This window comes from Streptomyces sp. BF23-19, assembly GCF_041106355.1.
In the GTDB taxonomy this organism is placed as follows: domain Bacteria; phylum Actinomycetota; class Actinomycetes; order Streptomycetales; family Streptomycetaceae; genus Streptomyces; species Streptomyces virginiae_A.
Map to the genome: position 1 here is coordinate 153,893 of NZ_JBGBPT010000002.1, position 24,529 is coordinate 178,421.

Here is a 24,529-nt window from a genome sequence, read left to right on the forward strand (position 1 = left end):
TACGCCTGAAGGCTGAGACCGGATCCAGCTCCAGGTCTGACGTTTCACGAGAGCTACGCCACTAACGTCGAACCCGTGACTGTCATCGCGACCGAAAGCCTGAGCAAGCGGTACCCCCGAGTGACCGCCCTCGACCGGCTCTCCCTGGACATCGGGCCTGGTGTGACCGGCCTCGTTGGTGCCAACGGAGCCGGCAAGTCCACGCTGATCAAGATTCTGCTGGGACTGTCCCCCGCCACCGAGGGCAGCGCCGCCGTGCTCGGCCTCGACGTCCACACGCATGGCAGCGCCATCCGTGAACGCGTCGGCTACATGCCCGAGCACGACTGCCTGCCACCCGACGTCTCGGCCACCGAGTTCGTCGTCCACATGGCGCGCATGTCCGGGCTGCCACCGACCGCGGCCCGCGAGCGCACCGCCGACACCCTGCGCCACGTCGGGCTGTACGAGGAGCGCTACCGCCCCATCGGCGGCTACTCCACCGGCATGAAGCAGCGCGTCAAGCTCGCCCAGGCCCTCGTCCACGACCCCCAGCTGGTGCTCCTCGACGAGCCCACCAACGGCCTGGACCCGGTCGGCCGCGACGAGATGCTCGGCCTGATCCGCCGGATCTACACCGACTTCGGCATCTCCGTCCTGGTCACCTCCCACCTCCTCGGCGAGCTGGAGCGGACCTGCGACCACGTGGTCGTCGTCGACGGCGGCAAGCTGCTGCGCTCCAGCTCCACCAGCGACTTCACCCAGATCACCACGACCCTCGCGGTCGAGGTCACCGACTCCGACACGCACCCGGACGGCACCGCCGCCCTGCGCAAGGCGCTCACCGAGGCCGGCGTCACCCTGCACATCGGCGAGGAGCAGGGCCTGCCCGGAGCCGGCCACATCCTCCTCGTCGAGGCCACCGGCGAGGAGACCTACGACACCGTCCGCGACACCGTCGCCGACCTGGGCATCGGCCTGGTCCGCATGGAGCAGCGCCGTCACCACATCGCGGAGGTCTTCCGCGACAACGACCAGCCCTCGCCCACCGTCCAGCAGAAGGGAGCCGGTTCCGATGGCGCCTGACACCTCCACCCAGATCCACAACATCGGCTACCGGTCCTACGACGGACCCCGGCTCGGCCGCGCCTACGCCCGCAAGTCGCTGTTCTCGCAGTCCCTGCGCGGCGCCTTCGGACTCGGCCGCTCCGCCAAGTCCAAGGTCCTGCCGATGCTCCTCTTCGCGGTGATGTGCGTACCCGCGCTGATCATCGTCGCGGTCGCCATCGCGGTGCCCGGCTCCACCGACCTGCCGATCAAGTACACGACGTACGCCCTGACCACCCAGGTGATCATCGGCCTCTTCCTCGCGTCGCAGGCGCCGCAGTCCGTCTCGCGCGACCTGCGCTTCAAGACCGTTCCGCTCTACTTCTCGCGGCCCATCGAGCGCGTCGACTACGTCGTGGCCAAGTACGCGGCCATGGCTTCGGCCCTGTTCATCCTCACCGCGACCCCGCTGCTGATCATGTGGATCGGCTCGCTCCTGGCGAAGTTCGACTTCGGCCACCAGACAGAAGGATTCGGGCAGGGACTCGTGTCGGTTCTGCTGCTGTCGCTGCTCTTCGCGGGCCTCGGCCTGGTCATGGCCGCGCTCACCCCGCGCCGCGGGTTCGGCGTCGCCGCGATCATCGCGGTGCTCCTGATCCCGTTCGGCGCGGTGACCGCGGTCCAGGGGATCTCCTACAGCACCGGGAACACCGAAGCCATCGAGTGGATGGGCCTGTTCTCCCCGATCACCCTCATCGACGGCGTACAGACCGCGTTCCTGGGCGCGACCTCCGCCTTCCCCGGCGGCGAGGGTCCCTCGGCCGGCACCGGCGTCGTCTACCTGCTCGTCGCCCTCGGCCTCATCGTCGGCTCCTACGCCGCCCTGATGGCCCGCTACCGGAAGGCCGGGCTGTGACCACCATCCACATCGACCACACCTCCCGCTGGTTCGGGAACGTCGTCGCCGTCAACGACGTGACCATGAGCATCGGCCCCGGCGTCACCGGGCTCCTGGGTCCCAACGGCGCCGGGAAGTCCACCCTCATTAACATGATGGGCGGATTCCTCGCTCCCTCCACGGGCACCGTCACCCTCGACGGTGCGCCGATCTGGCAGAACGAGCAGGTCTACAAGCAGATCGGTGTCGTGCCCGAGCGCGAGGCCATGTACGACTTCCTCACGGGCCGGGAGTTCGTCGTCGCCAACGCCGAACTCCCCGGCCTCGACGACACGGCCGCCCAGCGGGCGCTCGCCACCGTCGAGATGGAGTACGCCCAGGACCGCAAGATCGCCACGTACTCCAAGGGCATGCGCCAGCGCGTGAAGATGGCCTCGGCCCTCGTCCACGACCCGGCCGTCCTGCTCCTCGACGAGCCGTTCAACGGCATGGACCCGCGCCAGCGCATGCAGCTCATGGACCTGCTGCGGCGCATGGGCGACGCGGGACGCACCGTCCTGTTCTCCTCCCACATCCTGGAGGAGGTCGAGCAACTCGCCTCGCACATCGAGGTGGTCGTGGCCGGCCGGCACGCCGCCTCCGGCGACTTCCGCAAGATCCGCCGCCTGATGACGGACCGCCCGCACCGGTACCTCATCCGCTCCTCCGACGACCGGGTCCTCGCCGCGGCCCTGATCGCCGATCCCTCCACCGCCGGCATCGAGGTCGACCTCAAGGAAGGCGCGCTGCGCATCCAGGCCGTCGACTTCGGCCGCTTCACCGAGCTGCTGCCCCGCGTGGCCCGGGAGCACGGCATCCGGCTGCTGACGGTCTCGCCCTCCGACGAGTCCCTCGAGTCGGTCTTCTCCTACCTCGTCGCGGCCTGAAAGGAGCTGGCACCCATGTACGAACCCACCGTTGCCCGGCTCACCTACCGGGCCCTGCTCGGCCGGCGCCGCGCGCTGATCCTCTTCGCGCTGCCCGCCCTGTTGATCGTCATCGCCCTCGTCGTCCGTGGCTTCGTCGGCGTGGACGACAAGGTCGCGGCCGACCTCCTCGGCGGCTTCGCCCTCGCCACCATGGTTCCGCTGATCGGCGTCATCGCCGGTACCGGAGCCATCGGTCCCGAGATCGACGACGGCTCCATCGTCTACCTGCTCGCCAAGCCGGTGAAGCGTCCGAAGATCATCATGACCAAGCTGATCGTGGCGATCTCCGTCACGATGGTCTTCTCCGCGATCCCCACCCTGATCGCCGGATTCATCCTCAACGGAAACGGTCAGCAGATCGCCGTCGCCTACACGATCGCCGCCCTCGTGGCCTCGATCGCCTACAGCGCGCTGTTCCTGCTGCTCGGCACCGTCAGCCGGCACGCGGTGGTCTTCGGCCTGGTCTACGCCCTGATCTGGGAGTCGCTCTTCGGCAGCCTGGTTTCCGGAGCCAAGACCCTCAGCGTCCAGCAGTGGGCCCTGTCCGTCGCCGAGAAGGTCGCCGGGAACGGGTACGTCGACGCCACCGTCGGCCTGCCCACCGCCGTGATCCTGCTCTGCGCGGTCACCGTCGCCGCCACTGTCTACGCGGGCCAGAAGCTCCGCCGCCTCACCCTGGCGGGCGAGGAGTAGTCCCCGCCGCACCGCACACGAATCTGTGCCCCGCCCGGCCCACCGGCCGGGCGGGGCACAGATTCGCGCGGCATCATCGGTGCATGGTCGCGCACACCGAGCCGGAGCCGTCCAGGCCACTGCGGTCCTGGATACGCTCCTCGCCCGGAACGCACATCTGGCTTCTGATCATCGCCGTCACCAGCGTCATCGTCGCGATCGCACCCGACCAGGTCGACAGCGTCCTGCTGCACCGCAACAGCAGCAACATCAACCAGCTCGTCAAATACCCCGTCCGGGCGCTCGTCAGCAGTGCCTTCTGGATCGTGAACCCGGCCTCGCTCGCCCTTTACGCCGTGCTCTTCGAGGTGTTCCACGCCCCCGTCGAACGCTGGCTCGGCACCTTGCGCTGGCTCCTGATCGTCGCGACCGCCCACGTCGTCGCCACCCTGGTCAGCCAGAAGATCCTCCTGACGGCCATCCAGGACCACCGGGCCCCGCACAGCATGACCCACGTCGTAGACATCGGCGTCAGCTACGGCCTCGCGGCCTCCATCGGCGTCCTCACCTACCGGCTCCCCGGCCCCTGGAGATGGCTCTACCTCGCCGGAGCGGTCGCCTTCTTCGGGATGCCCCTGGTCACCGGTGGCACCTTCACGGACCTCGGCCACGCGATCGCGCTCTCCGTCGGTCTGCTCTCCTGGCCACTCACCCGCAACGTCGTTTCACGTGAAACATGACCGGCAAGACACCCCTTAACGGCGGCTGTCGTGCGGGTCCGTCGCCGAATCCGGTTCGGCGACGCCGTGCTCCCAGGCCCACGCGGCGATTCCCACCCGGTTGCGGGCCCCCAGCTTGGCCTGGACGTTCGCGATGTGGGTCTTTGCCGTACCCGCGGTGATGAACAGCTCGGCGCCGATCTCGGCGTTGGTGAGCCCCCGCGCCACCAGACGCACGATCTCCACCTCCCGCTCCGTCAGCGGATGCGCCGCGGGTCGGGCGACCGGACCCGCCTGCGCCAGCCGGCTCAGCAGCCGCACCGTGATCTGCGGACTGATCAGTGTGTCCCCCGCCATCGCCGCCCGGACACCCTCGATCAGCAACGCCGGCCCGGACCGCTTCAGTAGAAAGCCGCAGGCGCCGTTGCGGAGCGCGGTGTGCACGTACTCGTCCAGGTCGAAGGTGGTCACCACCACCACCCGCGTCTGCGGCGCCAGCAGCCGGGTCACCTCCAGCCCGTCGAGCCGCGGCATCCGGATGTCCGCGAGCACCACGTCGGGCCGCAGTTCCCGGGCCAGCGCCACCGCGCTCTCCCCGTCCGCGGCCTCCCCCACCACGGTCATGTCCGGCTGTGAGTCCAGGATCAGCCGGAAACCGCTGCGGATGTCATCTTGGTCATCGGCTATCAGGATGCGTGTGGTCACGCCGCCATGATCACCCGAGGGTGCGCCCCTGGGCCGGGAAGACGGCGCAAACCCGCCACCCGCCGTCGGCGCTCGCGCCGGCCCGCAGCGTCCCGCCCGCCGCCTCCACCCTGCCGCGCAGACCGGCCAGCCCCGTTCCGCTCCGCCGCCGCAGCCCCAGTCCCAGCAGTCCCCCCGCGCCCCGGGCCGGCGCCGAGTTGGCCACGCTCAGCTCGATCCCCTCCGCGGCCCGGTGCAGGCGCACCCGTACGACCACCGCCCCGGGCGCGTGCCGGCGTACGTTCGTCAAAGCCTCCACGGCCACCCGGTACGCGGTGGTGTCCGCCTCCCGCGACAACTCCCGGACCGCCGCCGGATCGGCGTCCAGTACCCCGCCCTCGAACCGCTCCACCAGCCCGGGCAGCTCCGAGGTCCCCGGGACGGAGGCGGACCGCGCACCGGCCGCCTCCCGCAGCGCGTGTACCGTCCGGTCCATCGAGGCGAGCGCGCCGAGCCCCGCCGCCTCGATCCGCTCCAGCGCACGGACCGCCTGCTCGGGGTCCTTGTCCGCCACGAACCTGGCCGCCTGGGCCTGCACGACGATGGCGCTCACGTCGTGCGCCACGAAGTCGTGCAGATCCCGGGCCAGTTCCAGCTGCTGGTCCCGTCGGCCGTCCCGGACGGCCTGGCGCATCCGGCTCGCCTGACGGCGTAGATGGCCCCCGGCCGCCAGGGCCCCGAGCGCGGGCACGGCCCAGAACGCCGCTGCCCCGCAGACCTCCAGCCACGACGCCGCCCCCCACATCAGCGGTACCGGCCACAGCGCGACGGCCGCCACGCCCGGCACGGCCGCGCCGGCTCCCGCACGCACCGGGGACCAGCGGGCCACCAGGGCCAGCAGCGGCAACAGCAGACCCACCCAGACCAGCAACCACGCCGGGGGCGCCCCCAGGAACCCCCCGAGGAGGCCGACGACGCCGGCAAGGGCGAGTAACGGGGCGTACGAGGCGCGAAGGTCGAGGGACATGCACCGACCCTACGAGCGCACCCCGGGTACCGGCCATCTGCCGATCGGCAGAGCCGCAGGGACCGTCATGGGGCCCACCGGCCTGCCGATCGGCGGATGGTCGCCAAGGCATCGGTCGACCAGGCTGGAGTCATCAACCAGCGCCTTCTGAAAAGGACTTGGCAGATGACCTCGCACGCCACCGTTCGCGCTTCACACACCGTGCCCGGAGTCTCCCCATGGCTTCGCCGGCTCGCCCAGCTCACCTCGCTGACCGTGCTTCCCAGCTGCGTGTGGCGGCTCGCGATCGCGGTCGGCATTCCCATGGGCTGGGGACCGGGCAGCGATCTGCACCACTCGTACTACCCGGGCCGGGAGTCCTTGGTCCTCGTCTTCGTCTGCGTCCTGCAGGAGTGCCTGGGCCTGCTGAGCCTCGGGCTGGTCCAGCGCTGGGGCGAAGAGCTGCCCGGCTGGATTCCCGTGCTGGGTGGCCGCCGGATCCACCCCCTGGCGGCGGTGGTTCCCGCGGCGCTCGGCGCGATCGCGGTCACCGCCATCACGGTCCTCGGCGCCTGGACGTGGAGCGAGGTCAACGCCGCGAATCCCGATGCGCCCACCGGGCTCGCCCTCCGGATCTTCGACCTGTCCTACATACCCCTGTTGCTCTGGGGTCCCTTGCTCGGCGTGCTCACCGTCGCCTACTGGCGCCGCCGCCGGATCCACGGCTGATGCACGGAAATTCGCTGGTAAGGGACCTGCGGCCGGTGCAGAGTGAGTGGTGCGGGGAGCAACAAAAGGTCCGGGTCAGCCACTTCGAGCGCGCCTCGCGGCGCGGGCTGTCCCGGACCTCTCTCCTACGTCGTGCGCGTTACGCGGCGCCCAACAGACGCTCCAGCACCACCGCGATGCCGTCCTCCTCGTTGGAGGTCGTCACCTCGTCGGCCACGGCCTTGAGCTCGGCATGGGCATTGGCCATCGCCACCCCGTGCGCGGCCCAGCCGAACATCGGGATGTCGTTGGGCATGTCACCAAAGGCGATCGTCTCCGCCGCCTTCACCTTCAGCCGGCGCGCGGCCAGCGACAGGCCCGTGGCCTTGGTCAGACCCAACGGCAGGATCTCGACGATGCCGGGACCCGCCATGACGATGTCGACCAGGCTGCCCACCGTTTCCCGGGCCACCTTGACGAGAGCGTCGTCGTCCAGCTCCGGGTGCTGGATGTAGAGCTTGTTCAGCGGAGCCGCCCAGAGCGCCTTGGCATCCTCCAGGTAGAGGGCCGGGAGGCCTTCCTGCACCTGGTACCCCGGCCCGAACAGGACCTCGCCGTCCACCCCGTCCCGGCTGGCCGCCAGGGCCAGCGGGCCGACCTCGGCCTCCAGCTTCGACAGCGCCAGACCGGCCAGCTGCCGGTCCAGGGTCACCGAGGTCAGCAGCCGGTGCGCACCCGCGTCGTAGACCTGCGCGCCCTGCCCGCACACGGCGATCCCCTTGTAGCCGAGATCGTCCAGTACGTGCCGGGTCCAGGGCACGGCCCGACCGGTGACGATGATGTGCGCCGCGCCCGCCGCGGTGGCCGCGGCGAGCGCTTCACGGGTGCGTTCCGAGACGGTGTCGTCGCCACGCAGCAGCGTGCCGTCGAGATCGGTCGCGACGAGTTTGTACGGGAACGGGGCCGGGCTCACTTGGTGATCGGCTCCAGGACCTCGCGGCCACCGAGGTAGGGACGGAGTACCTGCGGCACCCGTACCGAACCGTCGGCCTGCTGGTGGTTCTCGAGGATCGCGACGATCGTGCGCGGTACGGCGCACAGCGTGCCGTTCAGCGTGGACAGCGGCTGGGTCTTCTTGCCGTCGCGGTAGCGGATCGACAGGCGGCGGGCCTGGAAGCTGTCGCAGTTCGAGGCCGAGGTCAGCTCGCGGTACTTGCCCTGGGTGGGGATCCACGCCTCGCAGTCGAACTTGCGCGAGGCGGAGGACCCCAGGTCACCGGTGGCGACGTCGATCACCTGGAACGGCAGCTCCAGAGCGGTCAGCCACTGCTTCTCCCATTCCAGGAGCCGCTGGTGCTCGGCTTCGGCTTCCTCCGGCGCGACGTACGAGAACATCTCGACCTTGTCGAACTGGTGGACGCGGAAGATGCCGCGGGTGTCCTTGCCGTACGTACCGGCCTCGCGGCGGAAGCACGGGGAGAAGCCGGCGTACCGCAGCGGCAGCTTGTCGGCGTCGATGATTTCGTCCATGTGGTACGCGGCGAGGGGGACCTCGGAGGTGCCGACCAGGTAGAAGTCGTCCTTCTCCAGGTGGTACACGTTCTCCGCGGCCTGGCCGAGGAAGCCGGTGCCCTCCATGGCCCGCGGGCGGACCAGCGCCGGGGTCAGCATCGGGATGAAGCCGGCCTCGGTGGCCTGGGCGATGGCCGCGTTGACCAGCGCCAGCTCCAGCAGGGCGCCCACACCGGTCAGGTAGTAGAAGCGCGAGCCGGAGACCTTGGCGCCCCGCTCCACGTCGATGGCGCCCAGCAGTTCGCCGAGCTCCAGGTGGTCCTTGGGCTCGAAGCCCTCGGCGCCGAAGTCGCGGATGGTGCCGTGGGTCTCCAGGACGGTGAAGTCCTCTTCGCCGCCGACCGGGACGTCCTCGTGGACGATGTTGCCGAGCTGGAGGAGGAGCTGCTTGGCGGCTTCGTCGGCCTCGTTCTGCTCGGCCTCGGCGGCCTTGACGTCCTGCTTGAGCAGCTCGGCCCTCTTCAGCAGCTCGGCCCGCTCCTCGGGGGAGGCCTTGGGGATGAGCTTGCCGAGGGACCTCTGCTCATTGCGCAGTTCGTCGAAGCGCATGCCGGAGGACCTGCGGCGCTCGTCGGCGGAGAGCAGCGCGTCGACGAGTTCGACGTCCTCTCCACGGGCGCGCTGCGAGGCGCGGACACGGTCAGGGTCTTCACGGAGCAGCCGGAGGTCAATCACCCCTCCAGGCTACCGGGCGGGGCTTCCCGGGATCACATCGATATCACGCTGCGTGTCGCTATGTCCTAATTGCAACGAATGGATAAGTCTTGACGGCTGACCGGAAGTGGTCCTTCTCGGAGCGTCAATAAAAGCGGTCCCATTCCCCGAAAAGGGGCAGAATGCCGGCGGTCGGGCGGGCCCTGAGCAGGGCCGTAGGGGCTTCTTGTCCACAGGAATTGCCGTGGTCCGCATCTTATCCACAGGCTGTGTGCTGCCTCTGTGGACACAGGAATAGATCATTCCTGATCGGTGGATGGCCGGGACGAATCAGGGTTCAAACCACCCTCACACACTCATTCGGGTGGGAATGACTCGCCCCAAAGAGTTGATCGGCGATGCGGAGGTGACACCGTTCACCTCCCGCTCCCCAGAGCGAAACCTGAGCCACTCGGGCGATTTGTCGACCTTGTCGCATCGTTCTGTCGACTTGTCCCCAGGTCCCCAACTCCGCCTGTGGATAACTCTGTGGACAGTGGACGCCGGTCCTAGGCCCGCCCGTCGAGGCAACGCCCCAGCCAGTCGGAGGCGGCGGTGAAGTCACCGTCGGAGGTCCCGGGTCGAGGAGCCCGGACATCACTCTGAGCGACACCGGCGCGAGGGTAGGAACCGAGGAAGCGGACCTGGGGGCAGGTCCGCTTGAGGCCCATGAGCGCCTCGCTGACCCGCCGGTCGGAGATGTGCCCCTCGGCGTCGACGGCGAAGCAGTAGTTGCCGATGCCCTGTCCGGTCGGACGGGACTGGATCAGCATCAGGTTCACCCCACGGACCGCGAACTCCTGAAGGAGCTCCAGCAGCGCACCGGGGTGGTCGTCGCCGAGCCACAGCACGACGGAGGTCTTGTCCGCGCCGGTCGGAGCGGCCGGCCGGGCGGGGCGTCCGACCAGGACGAAACGGGTCTCGGCGTTCTCCGCGTCGTGGATCTCGGTCACCAGCGGAACGAGTCCGTAGGTGGCCGCGGCGAACTCACCCGCGAAGGCGGCGTCGAAGCGGCCCTCCTGGACCAGCCGGGCGCCGTCGGCGTTCGAGGCGGCCGACTCCCACACCGCGTCGGGCAGGTTCGCCCGCAGCCAGTTCCGCACCTGCGGCTGGGCGACCGGGTGCCCGGTGACGGTCTTGACGTCCGACAGGGCGGTTCCGGGCCGCACGAGCAGCGCGAAGGTGATGGGCAGCAGCACCTCGCGGTAGATCATCAGCGGTTCGCCCGAGGCCAGCTCGTCGAGGGTGGCGGTGACCCCGCCCTCCACCGAGTTCTCGATCGGGACGAGGGCGGCGGCCGCCTCGCCGTTGCGCACGGCGTCCAGGGCGGCCGGGACCGACACCATCGGGACGAGTTCCCGGGTCGCGGCTTCCGGCAGGGTGCGCAGAGCGGCCTCGGTGAAGGTGCCCTCGGGACCGAGATACGTGAAGCGGGTGGCTGACATGCGATCAGCCTAATGCCGGGGTGCTGCCCGCCGGGTTGCTGTTCATCCTTCGAGCAGCCGCTGCCCCACGTACTCGCCGCTGCGGGGACCGGGCGGAACCGCGTACAGGCCGCTGGACTCGTGCCGGATGAACTGCGACAGCGCGTCGCCGCGATCGAGCTTGCGCTGAACGGGTACGAACCCGCGCAGCGGATCGGCCTGCCAGCAGACGAAGAGGAGCCCGGCGTCGGGAGCGCCGTCGGGGCCGATCCCGTCGTGGAAGGAGAAGGGCCGCCTCAGCATGGCGGCCCCGCCGTTCTGCTCGGGGGCGGAGATCCGCGCGTGCGCGTTGGACGGGATGACGGGCTTCCCGTCGGAGCCGATCTTGTCGAGCGCCATTTCGGTGGTCTCGCCGCCCCCGGTCAGCGGGGCGCCGGTGGCCTTCGTACGCCCGATGACCTGCTCCTGCTGCGCGAGGGACTGCTTGTCCCAGTCGTCGAGGAGCATGCGGATGCGCCGGACGACGGCGTACGAGCCGCCGGCCATCCAGGCGTGCTCGGCGGGCCCGGGGCCGGTGCCGGGCACGAAGATCCGCTTGTCGAAGTCGGGCTCCGAACGCTTCGGGTTGCCGGTGCCGTCGATCTGGCCCATCAGGTTGCGGGCGGTCATCGGGGTGCCGGTGGCGCCCGGAGACCGGTTGAAGCCGTTCATCTGCCAGCGGACGCGGGCGGCCTCCCCGGCGTCCTTCTGCAGGGCGCGCAGCGCGTGGAAGGCGACGAGGCCGTCGTCGGCGCCGATCTGGACCCACAGGTCGCCGTTGCTGCGCTGGGCGTCCAGCCGGTCCGAGGAGAAGTCCGGCAGCGGGTCGAGGGCCGCGGGACGGCGTGCCGACAGGCCGGTGCGCTCGAAGAAGGAGTGGCCGAAGCCGAAGGTGACGGTGAGGGAGGACGGACCCGCGTCCAGCGCGATCCCGCTGTCGGAGGTCGCGGCGGTCTCGCCCGCCATCAACCGCCGGGCGGTGTCGGACCAGCGCCGCAGCAGCGCGGCGGCCTCCGTACGGCCCGCCCCGGAGGTGAGGTCGAAGGCGACGAGGTGCCCCTTGGCCTGCAGCGGGGTGGTGATGCCGGCCTGGTGGTCCCCGTCGAAGGCCACCTGGGTGGCGCCGAGGGACGCCAGACTGCCGGCCGCTCCGCGGGCGGAGCCGCTCCCGGAGTCGTCCAGCACGGAGTGCGCCAAGGCGCCGCCTGTGGTGCCGAGGGCGATCCCGACGGCGCCTGCGGCGCCGACGGTACCCAGCAGCCGGCGCCGGGAGATCTCGATGTCGGGGTTGGTCTCGGTCACGCTGGTCAGCCGATCTTCACAGTCTTCTGGACGGTGGTCTGGTCGATGTCGGAGGTACGGACGGTCACGTCGATGCGCCATTCACCCGCGAGCGGCAGCTGGACGCCGGAGGCGGTCCAGTGTCCGGGGGCGGCCCGCTCGGGGACGAGCGGCAGGGGGCCGACGTCCTTGGCGGGAAGAGTGAACGCGACCTTGATCTCGGGGAGGTCGAAGGGGGTGCCGTCGGCGGATTCGGACCACAGGTGCAGGGTGTTCGCGCCGACCCGTCCCGGGTCGAGTTCGAGCCGGACGGACCCCTTGCCGTTCGGGCCACCGGTGTCGAAGGGCAGGGTGATCTTGACGGCTCGGTCGGGGACGGCTGTGGCGGTGGAACCGCGGCCCGCCTCCCGCTCCACGGTCCGCCCGGGTTCGGTACTGGTGAGCACGGTGGTGACGGCGAGCAGGATCACGGCGATGGCCGCTTCGGCGAGGACGGAGCGGCGCAGGCCGGCGCGGTCCGGGTCGGCGTCCCGCACCCGCTTCTCCAGCGCGCTCTCGCGAGCGGCCCGCTGCCGGGCGAGCTGGGCGGCCCGCTCCGGGTCCGCGGGGACGGCCACGGGCTCTGTTTCACGTGAAACACCGGAGCCTTCGGAGGTGGCACCCGGGGCTGTTTCACGTGAAACATCGTCGGCCGTCTGCCCGACGGCCGCGACGGATGCGAGGGCGGCCTCGGCATCCGTCGGGGCCTCGGCGAGCCGCGCCGTCCACTTGCGGGACACGTAGGCGATGCCGAGGAGGACGGCGACCAGGCCGACCTTGAGGAGCAGCAGCTGCCCGTAGTCGGTGCCGGTGAGGGCGGACCAGCTGCCGAGCTGCCGCCAGGACTGGTAGACGCCGGTGACGGCGAGCACCAGGACACTGACGAACGCGACCCGGGAGAAGCGCCGGACGGCCGCGCGCTCGATCCCGGGGACCTTGTGGAGGGCGACGAGCAGCGCGGCGAGACCGCCGAGCCACGTGGCGACGGCCATCAGGTGCAGGATGTCCGCGGGCATGGCGATACCGGGCTGGATACCGGTGGAGGCGTGCTCGGAGAGGGCCCAGGTGGCGGCGATACCGCCGGCCACGACGGCTCCGCCGATGGCCAACCCGAAGGTGAGATCGCTGGTGTCGTCCGGCCGGTCGGCCTCATCGGCCGGATCCACCTCATCGGCCCCGTCGGCCTGGTCGGACCCGCCGGCCTCCGCCTCGGCCCGGTCGGCCTCATCGGGTCCGAGGCCCGCCACACGGCGTGCGTAGACGCCGAAGAGGACCGCGACGAACAGGGCGGCAGCCCCCAGCAGGAGCAGCCTGGAGACGAGCGAGGCCCCGGTCTTGGTCTCCAGGACGGCCCGGAGCCCGTTGAGGTCGAACACGTCGGAGAAGCTCCCGGACCCGGTGTACGGGGTCCGCAGCACCAGCATGGCGAGGGTGGCCGCGGTCAGGGTGACCCAGGCACGCACGACGAGCTTCTGGAGCGGCCGTTCGGCGGCGCCCCGGCGCCAGCACAACAGGATGAAGGCGGCGCCGCCCACGAGGACGGTGAACCCGGCGTAGGCGGCGTAGCGGGCGATCCCGTAGGCGATACCGACGGGGCCACCGCCGGCCTGCGCAGTGGGCAAGGAGACATCGGTGGCCGAGGGCGCGCCGATGGAGAAGGTGAAGGCGCCCGAGATCGGATGGCTGTCGGCCGAGACGGCTTGCCAGGCGACGGTGTAGGTGCCGTTCGGCAGCCCGGTGTGCAGCGCGGTGCCGTAGCGGACGGTGTTCCCGCTGCACATGTCCCGCAGCTCGCCGGTGTCCACGCGTGTGCCCTGGGGATCCAGGACGCGGATCGAGTCGTCGCCCATGGCGACCTGCTCCGAGAAGGAGAGTGTGACCTGGGCGGGGGCCGTGGCGACCACCGCCCCGTCCGTGGGGTCGCTCGCGGTGAGTGCGGCGTGCGCCGTGGCCGGTGCGGCCGCGGTGAACAGGGTTGCCAGCAGGGTTGCGAGGACCAGCGCGAGCCGCGGCAGGAATGCCGTGACACGGGCGCGGGCCGTGGAGGGGGCGGGGGCGGTGGCCGTCATGGCGTGTGAGCTCCTCGGTCCGTCAGTGGTGGTTGCCGGACGTGGTGGTCGGAGCCTGGGCGTTGTACGTCCGGTCCTTCACGTCCAGCTCGACCTTGACCGGACCGGCCTTCTCGAAGTGGAGCTCGACGCTGACCTTGTCACCGACCTTGGGAGTGCTCTTGAGCCCCATGAACATGATGTGGTTGCCGCCGCGCTCCAGCCGGAGCTCGCCGTTCGCCGGCACGTCCATCGACTGGACCTGCTGCATCTTCTGGTCCTTGGTCTCGTGGATCTGAAGATCGTCGGAGAGCGAGGAGGTGGCGCCGGTGAGCTTGTCGGCGGTCTCGGAGCCGTTCTTGACGACCAGGAACCCGCCGGCCATCTTGTCGTTCACGGGCTCGGGCATGAAGGCGCCGCTGACGGTCATCTTCGGCTCGGCCTCGCCCGAGCAGCCGGATATGGCGAGCATTGCCGTCAGGGAGAGGGCGGCGGCCAGGGTGCGGGTGGTGCGGGCGTTCACGGGTTCTCCCCCTTGATGAGCTTCGGCAGGTCCTTGGTGTAGTCGTCGACGGTGGTGCCCTCGCCGTAGAGGACGTAGCCCTCGTCGGTCTTGGGCGAGAACGCGATGACCTGGGCGCCGTGCATGGAGATGACGTCGCCGTTGGCCTCCTTCTTCGCGGCCTCGATACCGATGCCGAGCGTGCGGGCGGCGGCCTGGATGCTCGCGAAGTCCCCGGTGAGTCCGACGAAGGCGGGGTCCTGCCCCTTGAGCCACGCGCCGAGGGCCTCGGGAGTGTCCCTCTCGGGGTCCGTGGTGACGAAGACGACCTGGAGGTTGTCCTGGTCGGCCTTGGGGAGTGCCTTCTTGGCGACGGCGATGTTGCTCATCGTCAGCGGGCACACGTCGGGGCAGCTGGTGTAGCCGAAGTAGATGAGGGTGGGCTTGCCCTTGGTCCGCTCGCGCAGGTTCCACGGCTTGCCGGTGGTGTCCGTGAGGACGAGCTCGGGCTTGCCGAAGGGGCGGTCCAGCACGGTCGCGGCCTTGGTGTTGCTCTGGCCGCCGGCGATCTGGGTGACCCCGCCGGGCTTGGCGGACTCACCCCCGCAGGCGGTGAGGGTGAGTACGGCCGCCGCGAGCAGCGCGGCGACCGTCACACGTGTGGTGCGCATGAAGAAATGTCCCTGGGATCGGGGTGCTACGGACGTATCGGAGTGGCAGCGCCCATCGGGCGCGGCAGGTCAGGCGGAGCGGCGGCGCGAGGCGATGCCGAAGGCGACACCGCCGAGCCCGACGACGATGCCGGCGACGCCGAGGACGCGCGCGGTGGTGTCGGAGCCGTGTTCGGCGGCGGCCTTGTCGTGGCCGTGCTCGGCGTCCTTGTCGGCGTTCTTCGGCTCGTCGGCCTTCGCACCGCTGTCGTGGTGGTCGTCGCCCTTGGGGGCGGTCAGCTTGAGGACGGGCGCGGGGTTCTGCGGCTCCGCGGCGCCTTCCTTGGCCTCCTCGATCCAGCGGACGACCTCGCCGTTGTCGTAGGTCTGGATCGACTTGAAGACCATCTGGTCGACGTTCTCGGGCAGCTTGCCGACGGAGAGCGGGAACTGCTGGAACTTGCCGGGCTCGATCTTGCCGCCGGACCAGGTCACCTTGGTGACCGCCTTGGTGATCTGCTTGCCGTGCACGGTGAGCGGCTTGTCGAGGTCGCTCGTCTCGACCTTCACGGTCCAGCCGGGAACGTCCTGCGGCATGACGGAGCTGAGCGGCTGGTCGATCGGGAAGTTGACCTCCAGCTGGGTGGTCGACGCGTTGTCCCGCTCGTTGGGAACCTTGAAGTTGATCGTCGCGTAGCCGCCCTTGGCCGCCTCACCGGCGGGCTGCACGCCGACGTGGGCGAAGGCCGGGCCGGAGAGGAGGAGGACGGAACCGGCGGCGATGGCGGCGGCGATGGAGACGCGAGAGGTCTTCATGGCAGGAACACTCCACGGAAGCAGTGGTGACGGTTGCTCCGCGCACGGGCGCGCACGGAGTTCGCGGCACCGGTATCCCGCTCTGTGTCCGGGAAGGAGGGTGCCGCGTCAGGCTGCGAGGGCGAACGCCACGGGTGGGCCGCGCCGGATCACCGTGTGCTGGAGTGCTTCCCGCCCCGTGCAGCGGGCGGGGTCGGACCCGGTCCGCAGGTCCTGCGGGGTGCGGGGGGCCGAGACCTGCAGCCCGGTGCCGAGGGCGCGTACGAGGGCGAGCGCGGCGCGCAGCGGGCGTATCGGGGCGGCTTCGGCGGAGCGACGGGACAACTCGACCAGCCGGAAGAGCGCGGCGTCGCCGCGACCGAGCAGCCAGCCCGCGGCGAGTGCGGCCAGCAGGTGACCGGCCAGCATGGCCGGGCTGAACAGGCCGGTCGCGGGTGCCATGGTGACGGCCTGTGCCACGTGCGCGTGCGCTTCGTGTCCCTGTGTCACGGCCTGCCCGGCTTGCGCGGCCTGTGCCGTCTGCTCGGCCAGGGCGGCCGGGTCCAGGCCCGCGGCTTCCAGGATCTGCCGGGCGTCGGCCGGGCTGAGCGGTACGGAGTTGCCCCCGCACACCAGCCGTGCGGCGAGTTCGGCGAGCGAGGCGTCGGCGGTGCCTGCCGGAGCCTGCGCGGCCGCGGCGCTGTGCTGACCGAGGCCGAACATGGCGTGCAGGCCGAGTTGTCCGACGGTGAGCCCGGCGACGATGCCGGGCAGCGTCCGCCGACGGCCCGCGAGCAGGGCGGCGACCGCGAAGACGGCGAGGAAGCCGAGGCACAGAGACCACCAGGGCACGGTGGCGCAGGACGCCAGGGCGTGCCCGATCGCGGACAGCACGACACAGACCGCGGTGAACACCGCGGCCCGGATCAGCCGGAGGCCGGCTCCGGCGTGCGTCGCGTGGGGGTCAGACATGGCCGGGCCATCATCGCACTGCGCTCAGGCCCTTCATACGGCAGGTCCGGAAGGTCCGCATGAGTCCTCTGTGCGAGGGCGTCCGGGCCCACCGCGGGCGGCCGCATACACCGTTCCCCGGGAGAGCCGCGTCGGCCGGACGGGCGTATTGAGGTCTCGGACGGTCGCAGGGCGCTTACGCCCCCTCGCGGGCGGCAATACGTAACCGTATGAGCATCTGGTGGTCTCTCCACTTGAGGCGCGAAGCCGCGAGCGTGCCGCTCGCCAGGCGACTGCTGCTGGGGACGATGGAGACCGCGGGGGTGGACCCGGACATCTCCTTCGATCTCTCGGTGGCGCTGAGCGAGGCGTGTGCGAACGCGGTGGAGCACGGCGGGGGTGGCGAAATCCCGGACGATACCGAGGCGTACCACGTCACGGCCTATCTGGACGGGGATTGCTGCCGCATCGAGGTGACCGATTCCGGTCCGGGGTTTCCGCCCGCGACGGTGGCCCGCCGCAGACCCTCCCTGGCCGAACACGGCCGGGGCCTGCACCTGATCGCCGAACTCGCCGACCACGTCCGCTTCCGCAACCGGCCGGGCCGCGGTGCGGTGGTGAGCTTCGACAAGATGCTGAAGTGGCGCGACGACGCGCTCCTGAAGGTGTCGTAGGTGTCGTAGGCGCCCTGGATGTTCTGGGCGACCTCGATGTCTTGGCGCCCCGGCGGTCCCGGGAACGCCGACGGGCGGGACCCCGTGGAGGAATCCCGCCCATCCGTGCGCAACGCGGAGGCCTCAGCCCTTCAGGCGTGCCATCCAGGCCTCGACGTCGGTCGAGGTGCGGGGCAGGCCCTTGGACAGGTTCCGGTTGCCGTCCTCGGTGACGAGGATGTCGTCCTCGATGCGGACGCCGATGCCGCGGTATTCCTCGGGCACCGTGAGGTCGTCGGCCTGGAAGTAGAGGCCCGGCTCGACGGTGAGGCACATGCCCGGCTCCAGGGTGCCGTCCACATACGCCTCGCGGCGGGCGGCGGCGCAGTCGTGGACGTCCATGCCGAGCATGTGGCCGGTGCCGTGCAGGGTCCAGCGGCGCTGCAGGCCCAGCTCCAGGACCCGCTCGACCGGGCCCTCCAGCAGGCCCCATTCGACGAGCTTCTCGGCTAGCACGTGCTGGGAGGCGTCGTGGAAGTCGCGGAACTTCGCACCCGGTTTCACCGCGGCGATGCCGGCTTCCTGGGAGTCGTACACGGCGTCGTAGATCTTGCGTTGGATGTCGGTGTACGTGCCGTTGATCGGCAGGGTGCGGGTGACGTCGGCGGTGTAGAGGGTGTGGGTCTCGACGCCGGCGTCGAGCAGCAGGAGGTCGCCGGAGCGGACGTCGCCGTCGTTGCGGACCCAGTGCAGGGTGCAGGCGTGCGGGCCGGCGGCGCAGATGGAGCCGTAGCCGATGTCGTTGCCCTCGACGCGGGCGCGCAGGAAGAAGGTGCCCTCGATGTAGCGCTCGGAGGTGGCCTCGGCCTTGTCGAGGACCTTCACGACGTCCTCGAAGCCGCGGACGGTGGAATCGACGGCCTTCTGCAGCTCACCGATCTCGAACGTGTCCTTCACGGCGCGGGCCTCGGAGAGGTAGACGCGCAGTTCCTCGTCGCGCTCCTTGGTCACCTTGTCGGTGAGGGCGGACTCGATCACCGAGTCGTGGCCGCGCACCGCGCGGACGGGGCCCTCGGCCTCGGTGAGGGCCTCGGCGAGCTCGCGGACGTCCTTCGCGGGGATGCCCAGGAGCTGCTCGGCCTCGGCGAGGGAGTGGCGGCGGCCGACCCACAGCTCGCCCTGGCCGGACAGCCAGAACTCGCCGTTCTCCCGGTCGGAGCGCGGCAGCAGGTAGATGGTGGCGATGTGCCCGGCCGGGCCGGTGGGCTCCAGGACCAGGACGCCGTTCTCGGTCTGGTCGCCGGTGAGGTACGCGTACTCGGTCGAGGCGCGGAAGGGGTACTCGGTGTCGTTCGAGCGGGTCTTCAGGCGGCCCGCGGGGATGACGAGACGCTCACCGGGGAAGCGCCGGGACAGCGCGTCACGGCGGGCGAGGGTGTGCGCGGCCTGGGCGATGGGCTCCAGCCCGTGCAGCTCGGTGTCGGCCCAGCCGCTGCGCATGTTCTCCGCGAGTTCGTCGCTGACGCCCGGGTACAGACCGTTCTTGCGCTGCTTGTGCGTCTTCTTGGGCTGCTCTTCTTCCGGGGTCTCCGGGGTGAGCTCGTCAGCCACGTCTTCTCCTCAGCTACGACGGTACGGACCTGGGTGTGGACCGCATCCATCGTATGCGTGTACGGGAGAGAGCTGTTCCGAATCGTGCCGTCCGTCACGATTCGGAACATGCTCCGGGCCTCATTCGAACCGGGCCGCGAGCAGCACGATGTCCTCGGGGGCGTCGGTCGGGTTCCCGCCGGGCAGGACGGTCCGCAGGATGTGCTCGCACAGGGCGGCCGGGTCCTCGCGGACGCTGCGGGGGGCCCCCGCGGCCGCGGCGTGCAGCCGGGCGTAGGCCCGGTCCATCGGGTCGCCCGTGTGGTGCAGCAGCCCGTCGGTGTAGAGAAGCACCGTTTCTCCGGGTGCGGGTTCGATCTCCATGCTCGGTGCCTCCCAGCAGGACAGCATCCCCAGGGGCGCGGAGAGCGAGGTCTCCACGTACTCGGTGCGGTGCTCGCCGATCAGCAGGGGCGGGGTGTGCCCGGCTCCGGCCAGGATGATCTTGCTGCCCTGGCCGGCGGACTGCGGCCCCCCGGCGGGTTCGCAGTAGGCGAAGAGCGCGGTGGCGGAGCGGGCGGGCTCGGTGAGGCGCAGCAGCAGTTCCAGGTCGGACAGGACCGCCACCGGGTCCTCGCCCTCCATGACGGCGTAGGCGCGCAGTGATGCGCGCAGCCGCCCCATCGCGGCGACGGCGCTCGGCCCGGAGCCGGTGACGGAGCCGACGGCCAGGCCCAGGGCGCCCTCGGGCAGCGGCAGGGCGTCGTACCAGTCGCCGCCGCCGAGCGGCCCGGTGTGGTGGCGGGCCGCGAGTTGTACCCCGGGGATCCGGGGGAGCCGGCTCGGCAGCAGTTCCTCGGAGACGGTGGCCAGGTGCGAGCGGGAGCGCTCCACCTCCAGCATCCGGGCCAGGTGCTCGGCGGCGTGTCGCACGTACAGCCCGACGAGGTCGCGCTGGCGGTCGCTCGGCTCGGCCTGCTCGTCGTAGAGCCAGACGGCCGCGCCGAGCCGGCCGGTGGCCTCGGCGGTGAGGGGGAGCGAGTAGCTCGCGGCGTAGCCGAGGCGGGCGGCGACCTCACGGTGGCGGGGGTCCACGGGGGCGGCGAAACCCCCGGTTCCGGGGGGTGCGCCCGGCTCGGGAAGGAATTCGGAGCCGCCCTGGGCGTCGGGCAGACCGTCGAGGATCCGCCCGTAGGAGGTGGCGCTGCGCGGCACGGTCTCGATGTGGCCGAGCTCCGCGTGGCCGAGCCCGAGGCCGATCGTGCTGGTCGGGCCGAGTCCGTCGGAGGGCTCCAGGACGATCAGACCGCGGCGGGCACCGACGAGCGTGGCTCCGGCGCGCAGGAACTCGCGCAGCGAAGTATCGAGGTCACTGGTGCGAGCGAGGCGTTCGGTGAGTTCGTGGAGGGTGGTGAGGTCCGAGACCATGCCCGCCAGCCGGTCCTGGATGACACTGCCCGGGCCGCCGGGCGGAGGTGCCGGTACAGGGGTGGTCCGGGCGGGCGTGGGCGCCGCAGTGTGCGGCGACGCCGTTACTGCTGGATCGATTCCAGCCACTTTCGGCAGATGCGGGGCGCTCATGGCGTCCGCCTTTCCACCTGGTGCGATTCGCCAAATAGCATCGCAAACCCCCAGATCGTGCTGCGCCGCCATCAAGGAATCCACATCTACACGCACACATGGATGCATGTCCAGCATTGCCCAGGTGGGAATCCTGGTGTCCGTGGGGCCGCAACTCACGGTCGAGCCAAGGCTAGAACTTGGCCGGAAAAAGCGGGAAGCGGTCGGTTTTTGCGATCGACTGAGCGGGCTCCGCAGGGGGCTCGGGTACGTACTCGTTGATGCACGGGGCCAGTTGGCGCCGCCGGGAACCACCCGGCGCGGGCCGTCGTCCTTAGCGGCGGCCGCCGGTCCCGGTGGCCGGCGCGGGTCGCGCTCCACCTCCGCGGGACGTTTGATGGACCTGTAAGAAACTGCACGAACCGTGTGAACCTGCTTCTGGCGGACAGTGACGCGAAACCTGTACGTGTGGTGAGACACCGGTTACATGGTGTGATGTGGCCCTCGGCGTTCAACGGAAAGGAACGAGCGCACATGCGCGAGATCCTCGGAAGGCGTCTCCAGCGGCTCCGCGATCGCTTTCAATTCCTGCGCCCCGACCCGGTACAGAGCGACGGCTCATCGGCTCTCCTCGACGCGGCGCTCGTCTGCGCCACCACCTGGCAGTGGCCCGTCCTGCCCGGCGTCGGCCGGTCCGGCTCCGACGGCAAGCGATGTGCCTGCCCCGACCCCGACTGCGCCGTCCCCGGCGCGCACCCCTTCGACCCCGGACTGCTCGCCGCCACCACCGACCCCCGGATGGTGGCCTGGTGGTGGACCAACCGGCCCACCGCCCCCGTCCTGATGGCCACCGGCGGGACCGCCCCGTGCGCGGTGAGCCTGCCGGCCGGCGCGGCCGCGCGCGCCCTCGTACGACTGGACGCGCAGGGCATGCGGCTCGGTCCGGTCGTTGCCACGCCCACCCGCTGGGCGTTGCTGGTGGAGCCCTACTCCCTGGAGCGGCTCGGCGAACTCCTGTACGCGAAGGATCACGTGCCCTCCTCCCTGCGCTTCCACGGTGAGGGCGGCTACCTGTTGCTGCCGCCCTCCGCCGCGTCCAGCGGTGGTCAGGTGCGCTGGGAACGGGAGCCGCGCGCGCAGTCGACGGCGCGGCAGCCGCGGGCACGTTCGGCGCGGGCGCAGGCGCATGCACAGGTGCCGCAGGCGCCGGCGGGAGGCCTCTGGCTGCCCGAGATCGAGGCGGTCGTGGACGCGCTGGTCGAGGCCAGCAGCGGCGCGCCCGGTGGCGGCAGCAGGCTCGCGTACTGACCTGCGGGGCCTGTGAGGATCACTCGTACGGGTGTCAGCGGGACGAGTTTCCAAGGGAATTGGGCGCGGGGATCTCCGCGCCCCATTCCCTCCTCGCTATGTTCGGCGAATGAATCTCCGTCTGATCGGTATCGGCACCGGTGTGTTGATCATCTTGTCGCTCCCGCTCGCCGGCGCGATCGCCGGGCCGGACTTTGCCGGTCAGGATGACGGGAAAGGCGGCGGCCTGCTCTCGGCGCTCGGCCTTTCGGACTCTTCCCGCACATCCCCCGCCGCGCCCGCGCGCTCGGCGCCCACGGCCGACCCGCAGCAGCCCGGTCCGGCCGAGCAGCCCCGTACGGATTCCAGCTGCGGCCCCGAGCTGTCCTCGCCGCACGGGGTGGAAGCACAAACCTGTGTGTTGGTCGGTGAAGGTCAGACGTGGGGCCGGAGTTACTACCGGAACACAAGTGGTCGCGCCCTGGACGCGGTGCTGACGGTGATGGGTCCGGCCGGGCGCACGGTCCAGATCCGGTGCGCGGTGGGCGCGGGTGACGAACCGGGTTTGTGCGAGACGCCGAAGGAGGCTTCGGCCGGCGGCCCGGAGAGTTACTCGGCCGTAGCGGAGTTTGCAGTTCCGGATGATGAAGGGGAACTGCTCTTGAGGTCCGGGAGCAACTCACCGGCACCGGGTGATCGTTGATCGGACCCGGAAAATCAAGGGCCCGGTCGCTGGCGACGGGGGATGCACCAGCGACCGGGCTACAAGAACGGTAACAAGAGATCGCCTGTACGCAAATTCGATCTCCGATATTCAGACACCGATTTGCAGACGATTAGCGGGAGTTGTGACTCCGGTCACCGGCTCCGCGCGGCCGCTCGGTCAGCTGAGCGTCACCTGGCGGTTGGTGAGTCCACCACGTGCCCGGCGCTCCTCCGTGGTCAGCGGGGCGTCCGTGGCCAGAGCCCCGGCCAGCCGCTCCGCGAACTCCGCCGCGGGCTTCTCGACGTCGTCGGCCGTGACCCCGGTGGGCAGGTCCCAGACGGGGACCATCAGGCCGTGGGCGCGGAAGGAGCCGACGAGCTTCGTGCCCTCGCCGAGCGAGGAGGTGCCGGCCGCGTGCAGTCGCGCGAGGGCGTCGAGCAGCTTCTCCTCGGGGTGCGGCATGACCCAGCGCAGGTGGTTCTTGTCCGGCGTCTCGCACCAGTAGGCGGCGTCCACGCCGGTCAGCTTGACGGTGGGAATGGCGGCCGCGTTGGCGCGCTCCAGCGAGGCGGCGATCTCCGGCGAGGCGTTCTGGGCGTTCTCGGATTCCGGAATCCAGAATTCGAAGCCGGTGTGCACAACCGGCTCGAAACCGCCGTCGGCGTCCAGGAGATCCTGAAGTCGGGGACCCTCGGCGGGAACCCGGCGAGCGGCGACCGGCGTACCGGGCTCCGCCACGAGGGCGCGCTCCAGGGTGTCGGCCATGTCGCGGCCGAGGTCCCCGGAGGACGAGTCGTTCTGCAGGCCGAGGAGGACGGACCCGTCGTCGCGGCGCAGCGCGGGCCACGCCATGGGCAGTACGGTCACCAGGGTGACGGAGGGCACGCCCTCGGGCAGACCGCCCTTGAGGGACAGCGGGACGGTGGCGGCGGGCACCAGCTCGCGCAGCGCGACCCAGTCGCACTCGCCCGGCAGTCCTTCGAAGGGGCGCCGTACGTGCTCGGTGACGGCGTGCGCGGCGGCCGCGCCGTGGCAGGCCTTGTAGCGGCGGCCGGATCCGCAGGGACAGGGCTCGCGGGCGCCCACGACGGGGATCTCACCGTTGTTGAGCTGCGGCTTTGCAGTCTTGGCTGCGGGGCGCTTCTTGGCCATCGTGCGTGTCTCCCGGTTGCGGCGGTACGGCGTCGTGTCTGGGCGCGAGCCTAGCCGTTCGTACCGCCGGAACCGGTTGGGTGCGGCCGGGAGCACGGTCGGCGTGCGCTCCCGGACGGCCGCCTGTGCGGATGACCGGTACTGCTGTAGTGCTGTTGTGCACTCGAGTCGTTCGTGCACTCGAGTCGTTCGTGCGGTCGTGCGGTCGTGTTCGTCATACGGTCGGGGATCCCGGTTCAGGGATCCAGGTCGTCGAACGCCGTACTGAAGTCGATCGCCGGGGGCGCAACGCGCGTAGCGAAATCCTCGTGCCGGGGCCCACAGGCAACGATCACCCACACGGTGACCTCACCCGCCGCTCCGTCCCGGACACCCCAGTCCTGGGCCAGGGCGCTGATGATGTTCAGCCCCCGACCGCCCCGTGCGGTGACCGAGGGCGTGGCAGGAACCGGGCGGGTGGGCCCGCCTCCGTCCGTGACCTCGACCGTCAGTCGACCCGCTCTGTCGACGCGCCATGCGGCGCGTATCTCCCCGTCCCCGACTTCCCGAGAGCCGAGCGGCCTGCCGTGTCGGCAGGCGTTGCTGAGCAGTTCGGAAAGGATCAGTACGGCATCGTCCACGACCGATTCGGGCACTCCGCCGATACGCAGTTGCTCGCGCATCCGGTGTCTTGCCTCGCCCACGCCCGCAGGACCATGGCGTACGTCCATGCACGACGACGTGGGCACTTCTTGTGCCACCACCAACGCCACCCCCGGAACCTCCTTAGCCCCACGCATGGTCTGGATGCCCCAATGGCCTGGACCGGAAACCGCCGAAGCAGCCCGAAGCGGGCCCCTCTGACGCATTCATGGCGACCGAATGCGGAGCGGATGCGCCGGGGCACACCCTGTAACGAACGGGTCA

At 70.6% G+C, this 24,529-nt stretch carries 23 protein-coding genes and 1 pseudogene; 9 read left to right on the forward strand and 15 right to left on the reverse strand.

Annotated features, from left to right (window positions below; translation table 11 throughout):
- Positions 1-75: 75 nt before the first annotated feature.
- The 5 genes from AB8A24_RS01895 (at position 76) to AB8A24_RS01915 (ending at position 4,304) form a co-directional block, all read left to right on the forward strand.
- A complete protein-coding gene (locus tag AB8A24_RS01895) occupies positions 76-1,065 on the forward strand; it encodes an ABC transporter ATP-binding protein (protein ID WP_030713789.1) in 990 nt (329 codons plus the stop codon).
- Positions 1,055-1,942, forward strand: coding sequence for an ABC transporter permease (locus AB8A24_RS01900; protein WP_266383266.1), 888 nt, complete (start codon positions 1,055-1,057; stop codon positions 1,940-1,942). The genes AB8A24_RS01895 and AB8A24_RS01900 overlap by 11 nt, the downstream gene beginning before the upstream one ends.
- Positions 1,939-2,850: an ABC transporter ATP-binding protein gene (locus AB8A24_RS01905; RefSeq protein WP_369474378.1), complete on the forward strand. Its 912-nt coding sequence runs from the start codon at positions 1,939-1,941 to the stop codon at positions 2,848-2,850. The genes AB8A24_RS01900 and AB8A24_RS01905 overlap by 4 nt, the downstream gene beginning before the upstream one ends.
- Positions 2,851-2,865: 15 nt before the next feature.
- Positions 2,866-3,585: an ABC transporter permease subunit gene (locus AB8A24_RS01910; RefSeq protein ID WP_328962600.1), complete on the forward strand. Its 720-nt coding sequence runs from the start codon at positions 2,866-2,868 to the stop codon at positions 3,583-3,585.
- A gap of 83 nt (positions 3,586-3,668) precedes the next feature.
- Positions 3,669-4,304: a rhomboid-like protein gene (locus AB8A24_RS01915; RefSeq protein WP_266383273.1), complete on the forward strand. Its 636-nt coding sequence runs from the start codon at positions 3,669-3,671 to the stop codon at positions 4,302-4,304.
- A 15-nt stretch (positions 4,305-4,319) separates the two neighbouring features.
- On the opposite strand, the gene AB8A24_RS01920 is transcribed toward AB8A24_RS01915, so the two are convergent.
- The gene (locus AB8A24_RS01920) at positions 4,320-4,988 is read right to left on the reverse strand and encodes a response regulator transcription factor (protein WP_328962601.1); all 669 of its coding nucleotides are present in this window, start codon (positions 4,986-4,988) and stop codon (positions 4,320-4,322) included.
- Between the two features lie 10 nt (positions 4,989-4,998).
- Positions 4,999-5,994, reverse strand: coding sequence for a histidine kinase (locus AB8A24_RS01925; RefSeq protein WP_328962602.1), 996 nt, complete (start codon positions 5,992-5,994; stop codon positions 4,999-5,001).
- A 165-nt stretch (positions 5,995-6,159) separates the two neighbouring features.
- On the opposite strand from AB8A24_RS01925, the gene AB8A24_RS01930 reads away from it, so the two are divergent.
- Complete coding sequence (locus AB8A24_RS01930) at positions 6,160-6,702, forward strand: hypothetical protein (RefSeq protein ID WP_328962603.1); 543 nt, start codon at positions 6,160-6,162, stop codon at positions 6,700-6,702.
- 139 nt (positions 6,703-6,841) lie between these two features.
- Here AB8A24_RS01930 and AB8A24_RS01935 read toward each other — a convergent pair whose 3' ends face one another.
- The 9 genes from AB8A24_RS01935 to AB8A24_RS01975 form a co-directional block, all read right to left on the reverse strand.
- Positions 6,842-7,654: an HAD family hydrolase gene (locus tag AB8A24_RS01935; RefSeq protein ID WP_030713758.1), complete on the reverse strand. Its 813-nt coding sequence runs from the start codon at positions 7,652-7,654 to the stop codon at positions 6,842-6,844.
- Complete coding sequence (serS, locus tag AB8A24_RS01940) at positions 7,651-8,928, reverse strand: serine--tRNA ligase (RefSeq protein ID WP_328962604.1); 1,278 nt, start codon at positions 8,926-8,928, stop codon at positions 7,651-7,653. The genes AB8A24_RS01935 and serS overlap by 4 nt, the downstream gene beginning before the upstream one ends.
- 527 nt (positions 8,929-9,455) lie before the next feature.
- Complete coding sequence (gene pheA / locus AB8A24_RS01945; RefSeq protein ID WP_030713748.1) at positions 9,456-10,391, reverse strand: prephenate dehydratase; 936 nt, start codon at positions 10,389-10,391, stop codon at positions 9,456-9,458.
- A 42-nt stretch (positions 10,392-10,433) separates the two neighbouring features.
- Positions 10,434-11,711, reverse strand: coding sequence for an iron uptake transporter deferrochelatase/peroxidase subunit (efeB, locus tag AB8A24_RS01950; protein ID WP_369474382.1), 1,278 nt, complete (start codon positions 11,709-11,711; stop codon positions 10,434-10,436).
- A 5-nt stretch (positions 11,712-11,716) separates the two neighbouring features.
- Entirely contained in the window at positions 11,717-13,798 is a 2,082-nt protein-coding gene (locus tag AB8A24_RS01955) for a copper resistance CopC/CopD family protein (protein WP_369474384.1), read from the reverse strand.
- A 22-nt stretch (positions 13,799-13,820) separates the two neighbouring features.
- Positions 13,821-14,300, reverse strand: coding sequence for a copper chaperone PCu(A)C (locus AB8A24_RS01960; RefSeq protein ID WP_328962607.1), 480 nt, complete (start codon positions 14,298-14,300; stop codon positions 13,821-13,823).
- Positions 14,297-14,950, reverse strand: coding sequence for an SCO family protein (locus AB8A24_RS01965; RefSeq protein ID WP_369474386.1), 654 nt, complete (start codon positions 14,948-14,950; stop codon positions 14,297-14,299). Before AB8A24_RS01965 ends, AB8A24_RS01960 begins: the two co-directional genes overlap by 4 nt.
- 69 nt (positions 14,951-15,019) lie before the next feature.
- On the reverse strand, positions 15,020-15,745 hold the full coding sequence (locus tag AB8A24_RS01970; RefSeq protein ID WP_328962609.1) for a YcnI family protein: 726 nt from the start codon (positions 15,743-15,745) through the stop codon (positions 15,020-15,022).
- Between the two features lie 108 nt (positions 15,746-15,853).
- On the reverse strand, positions 15,854-16,696 hold the full coding sequence (locus AB8A24_RS01975) for a hypothetical protein (protein ID WP_328962610.1): 843 nt from the start codon (positions 16,694-16,696) through the stop codon (positions 15,854-15,856).
- A gap of 209 nt (positions 16,697-16,905) precedes the next feature.
- Between AB8A24_RS01975 and AB8A24_RS01980 the strand changes: the two genes are divergently transcribed.
- Positions 16,906-17,349 (forward strand): ATP-binding protein, encoded by a 444-nt coding sequence (locus AB8A24_RS01980; protein WP_109779343.1) that lies wholly within the window; start codon positions 16,906-16,908, stop codon positions 17,347-17,349.
- A gap of 123 nt (positions 17,350-17,472) precedes the next feature.
- Here the strand turns inward: AB8A24_RS01980 and AB8A24_RS01985 are convergent, their stop codons facing one another.
- Positions 17,473-18,939 carry an aminopeptidase P family protein gene (locus AB8A24_RS01985; RefSeq protein WP_328962611.1) on the reverse strand — a complete coding sequence of 489 codons (1,467 nt, stop codon included), beginning with the start codon at positions 18,937-18,939 and terminating at the stop codon, positions 17,473-17,475.
- A gap of 120 nt (positions 18,940-19,059) precedes the next feature.
- Positions 19,060-20,616, reverse strand: coding sequence for a PP2C family protein-serine/threonine phosphatase (locus AB8A24_RS01990; protein WP_328962612.1), 1,557 nt, complete (start codon positions 20,614-20,616; stop codon positions 19,060-19,062).
- Positions 20,617-21,012: 396 nt separating this feature from the next.
- Between AB8A24_RS01990 and AB8A24_RS01995 the strand changes: the two genes are divergently transcribed.
- Together AB8A24_RS01995 and AB8A24_RS02000 are read left to right on the forward strand one after the other, a co-directional pair.
- The gene (locus tag AB8A24_RS01995; RefSeq protein ID WP_369474390.1) at positions 21,013-21,786 is read left to right on the forward strand and encodes a bifunctional DNA primase/polymerase; all 774 of its coding nucleotides are present in this window, start codon (positions 21,013-21,015) and stop codon (positions 21,784-21,786) included.
- A gap of 109 nt (positions 21,787-21,895) precedes the next feature.
- Positions 21,896-22,468, forward strand: a complete 573-nt coding sequence (locus AB8A24_RS02000; protein ID WP_328962614.1) for a hypothetical protein — start codon at positions 21,896-21,898, stop codon at positions 22,466-22,468.
- 180 nt (positions 22,469-22,648) lie between these two features.
- Here the strand turns inward: AB8A24_RS02000 and AB8A24_RS02005 are convergent, their stop codons facing one another.
- Both AB8A24_RS02005 and AB8A24_RS02010 read right to left on the reverse strand, forming a co-directional pair.
- On the reverse strand, positions 22,649-23,623 hold the full coding sequence (locus AB8A24_RS02005; protein WP_369474392.1) for a DUF5926 family protein: 975 nt from the start codon (positions 23,621-23,623) through the stop codon (positions 22,649-22,651).
- A 236-nt stretch (positions 23,624-23,859) separates the two neighbouring features.
- Positions 23,860-24,446 (reverse strand): annotated as a pseudogene (locus AB8A24_RS02010) (ATP-binding protein).
- Positions 24,447-24,529 lie beyond the last annotated feature (83 nt).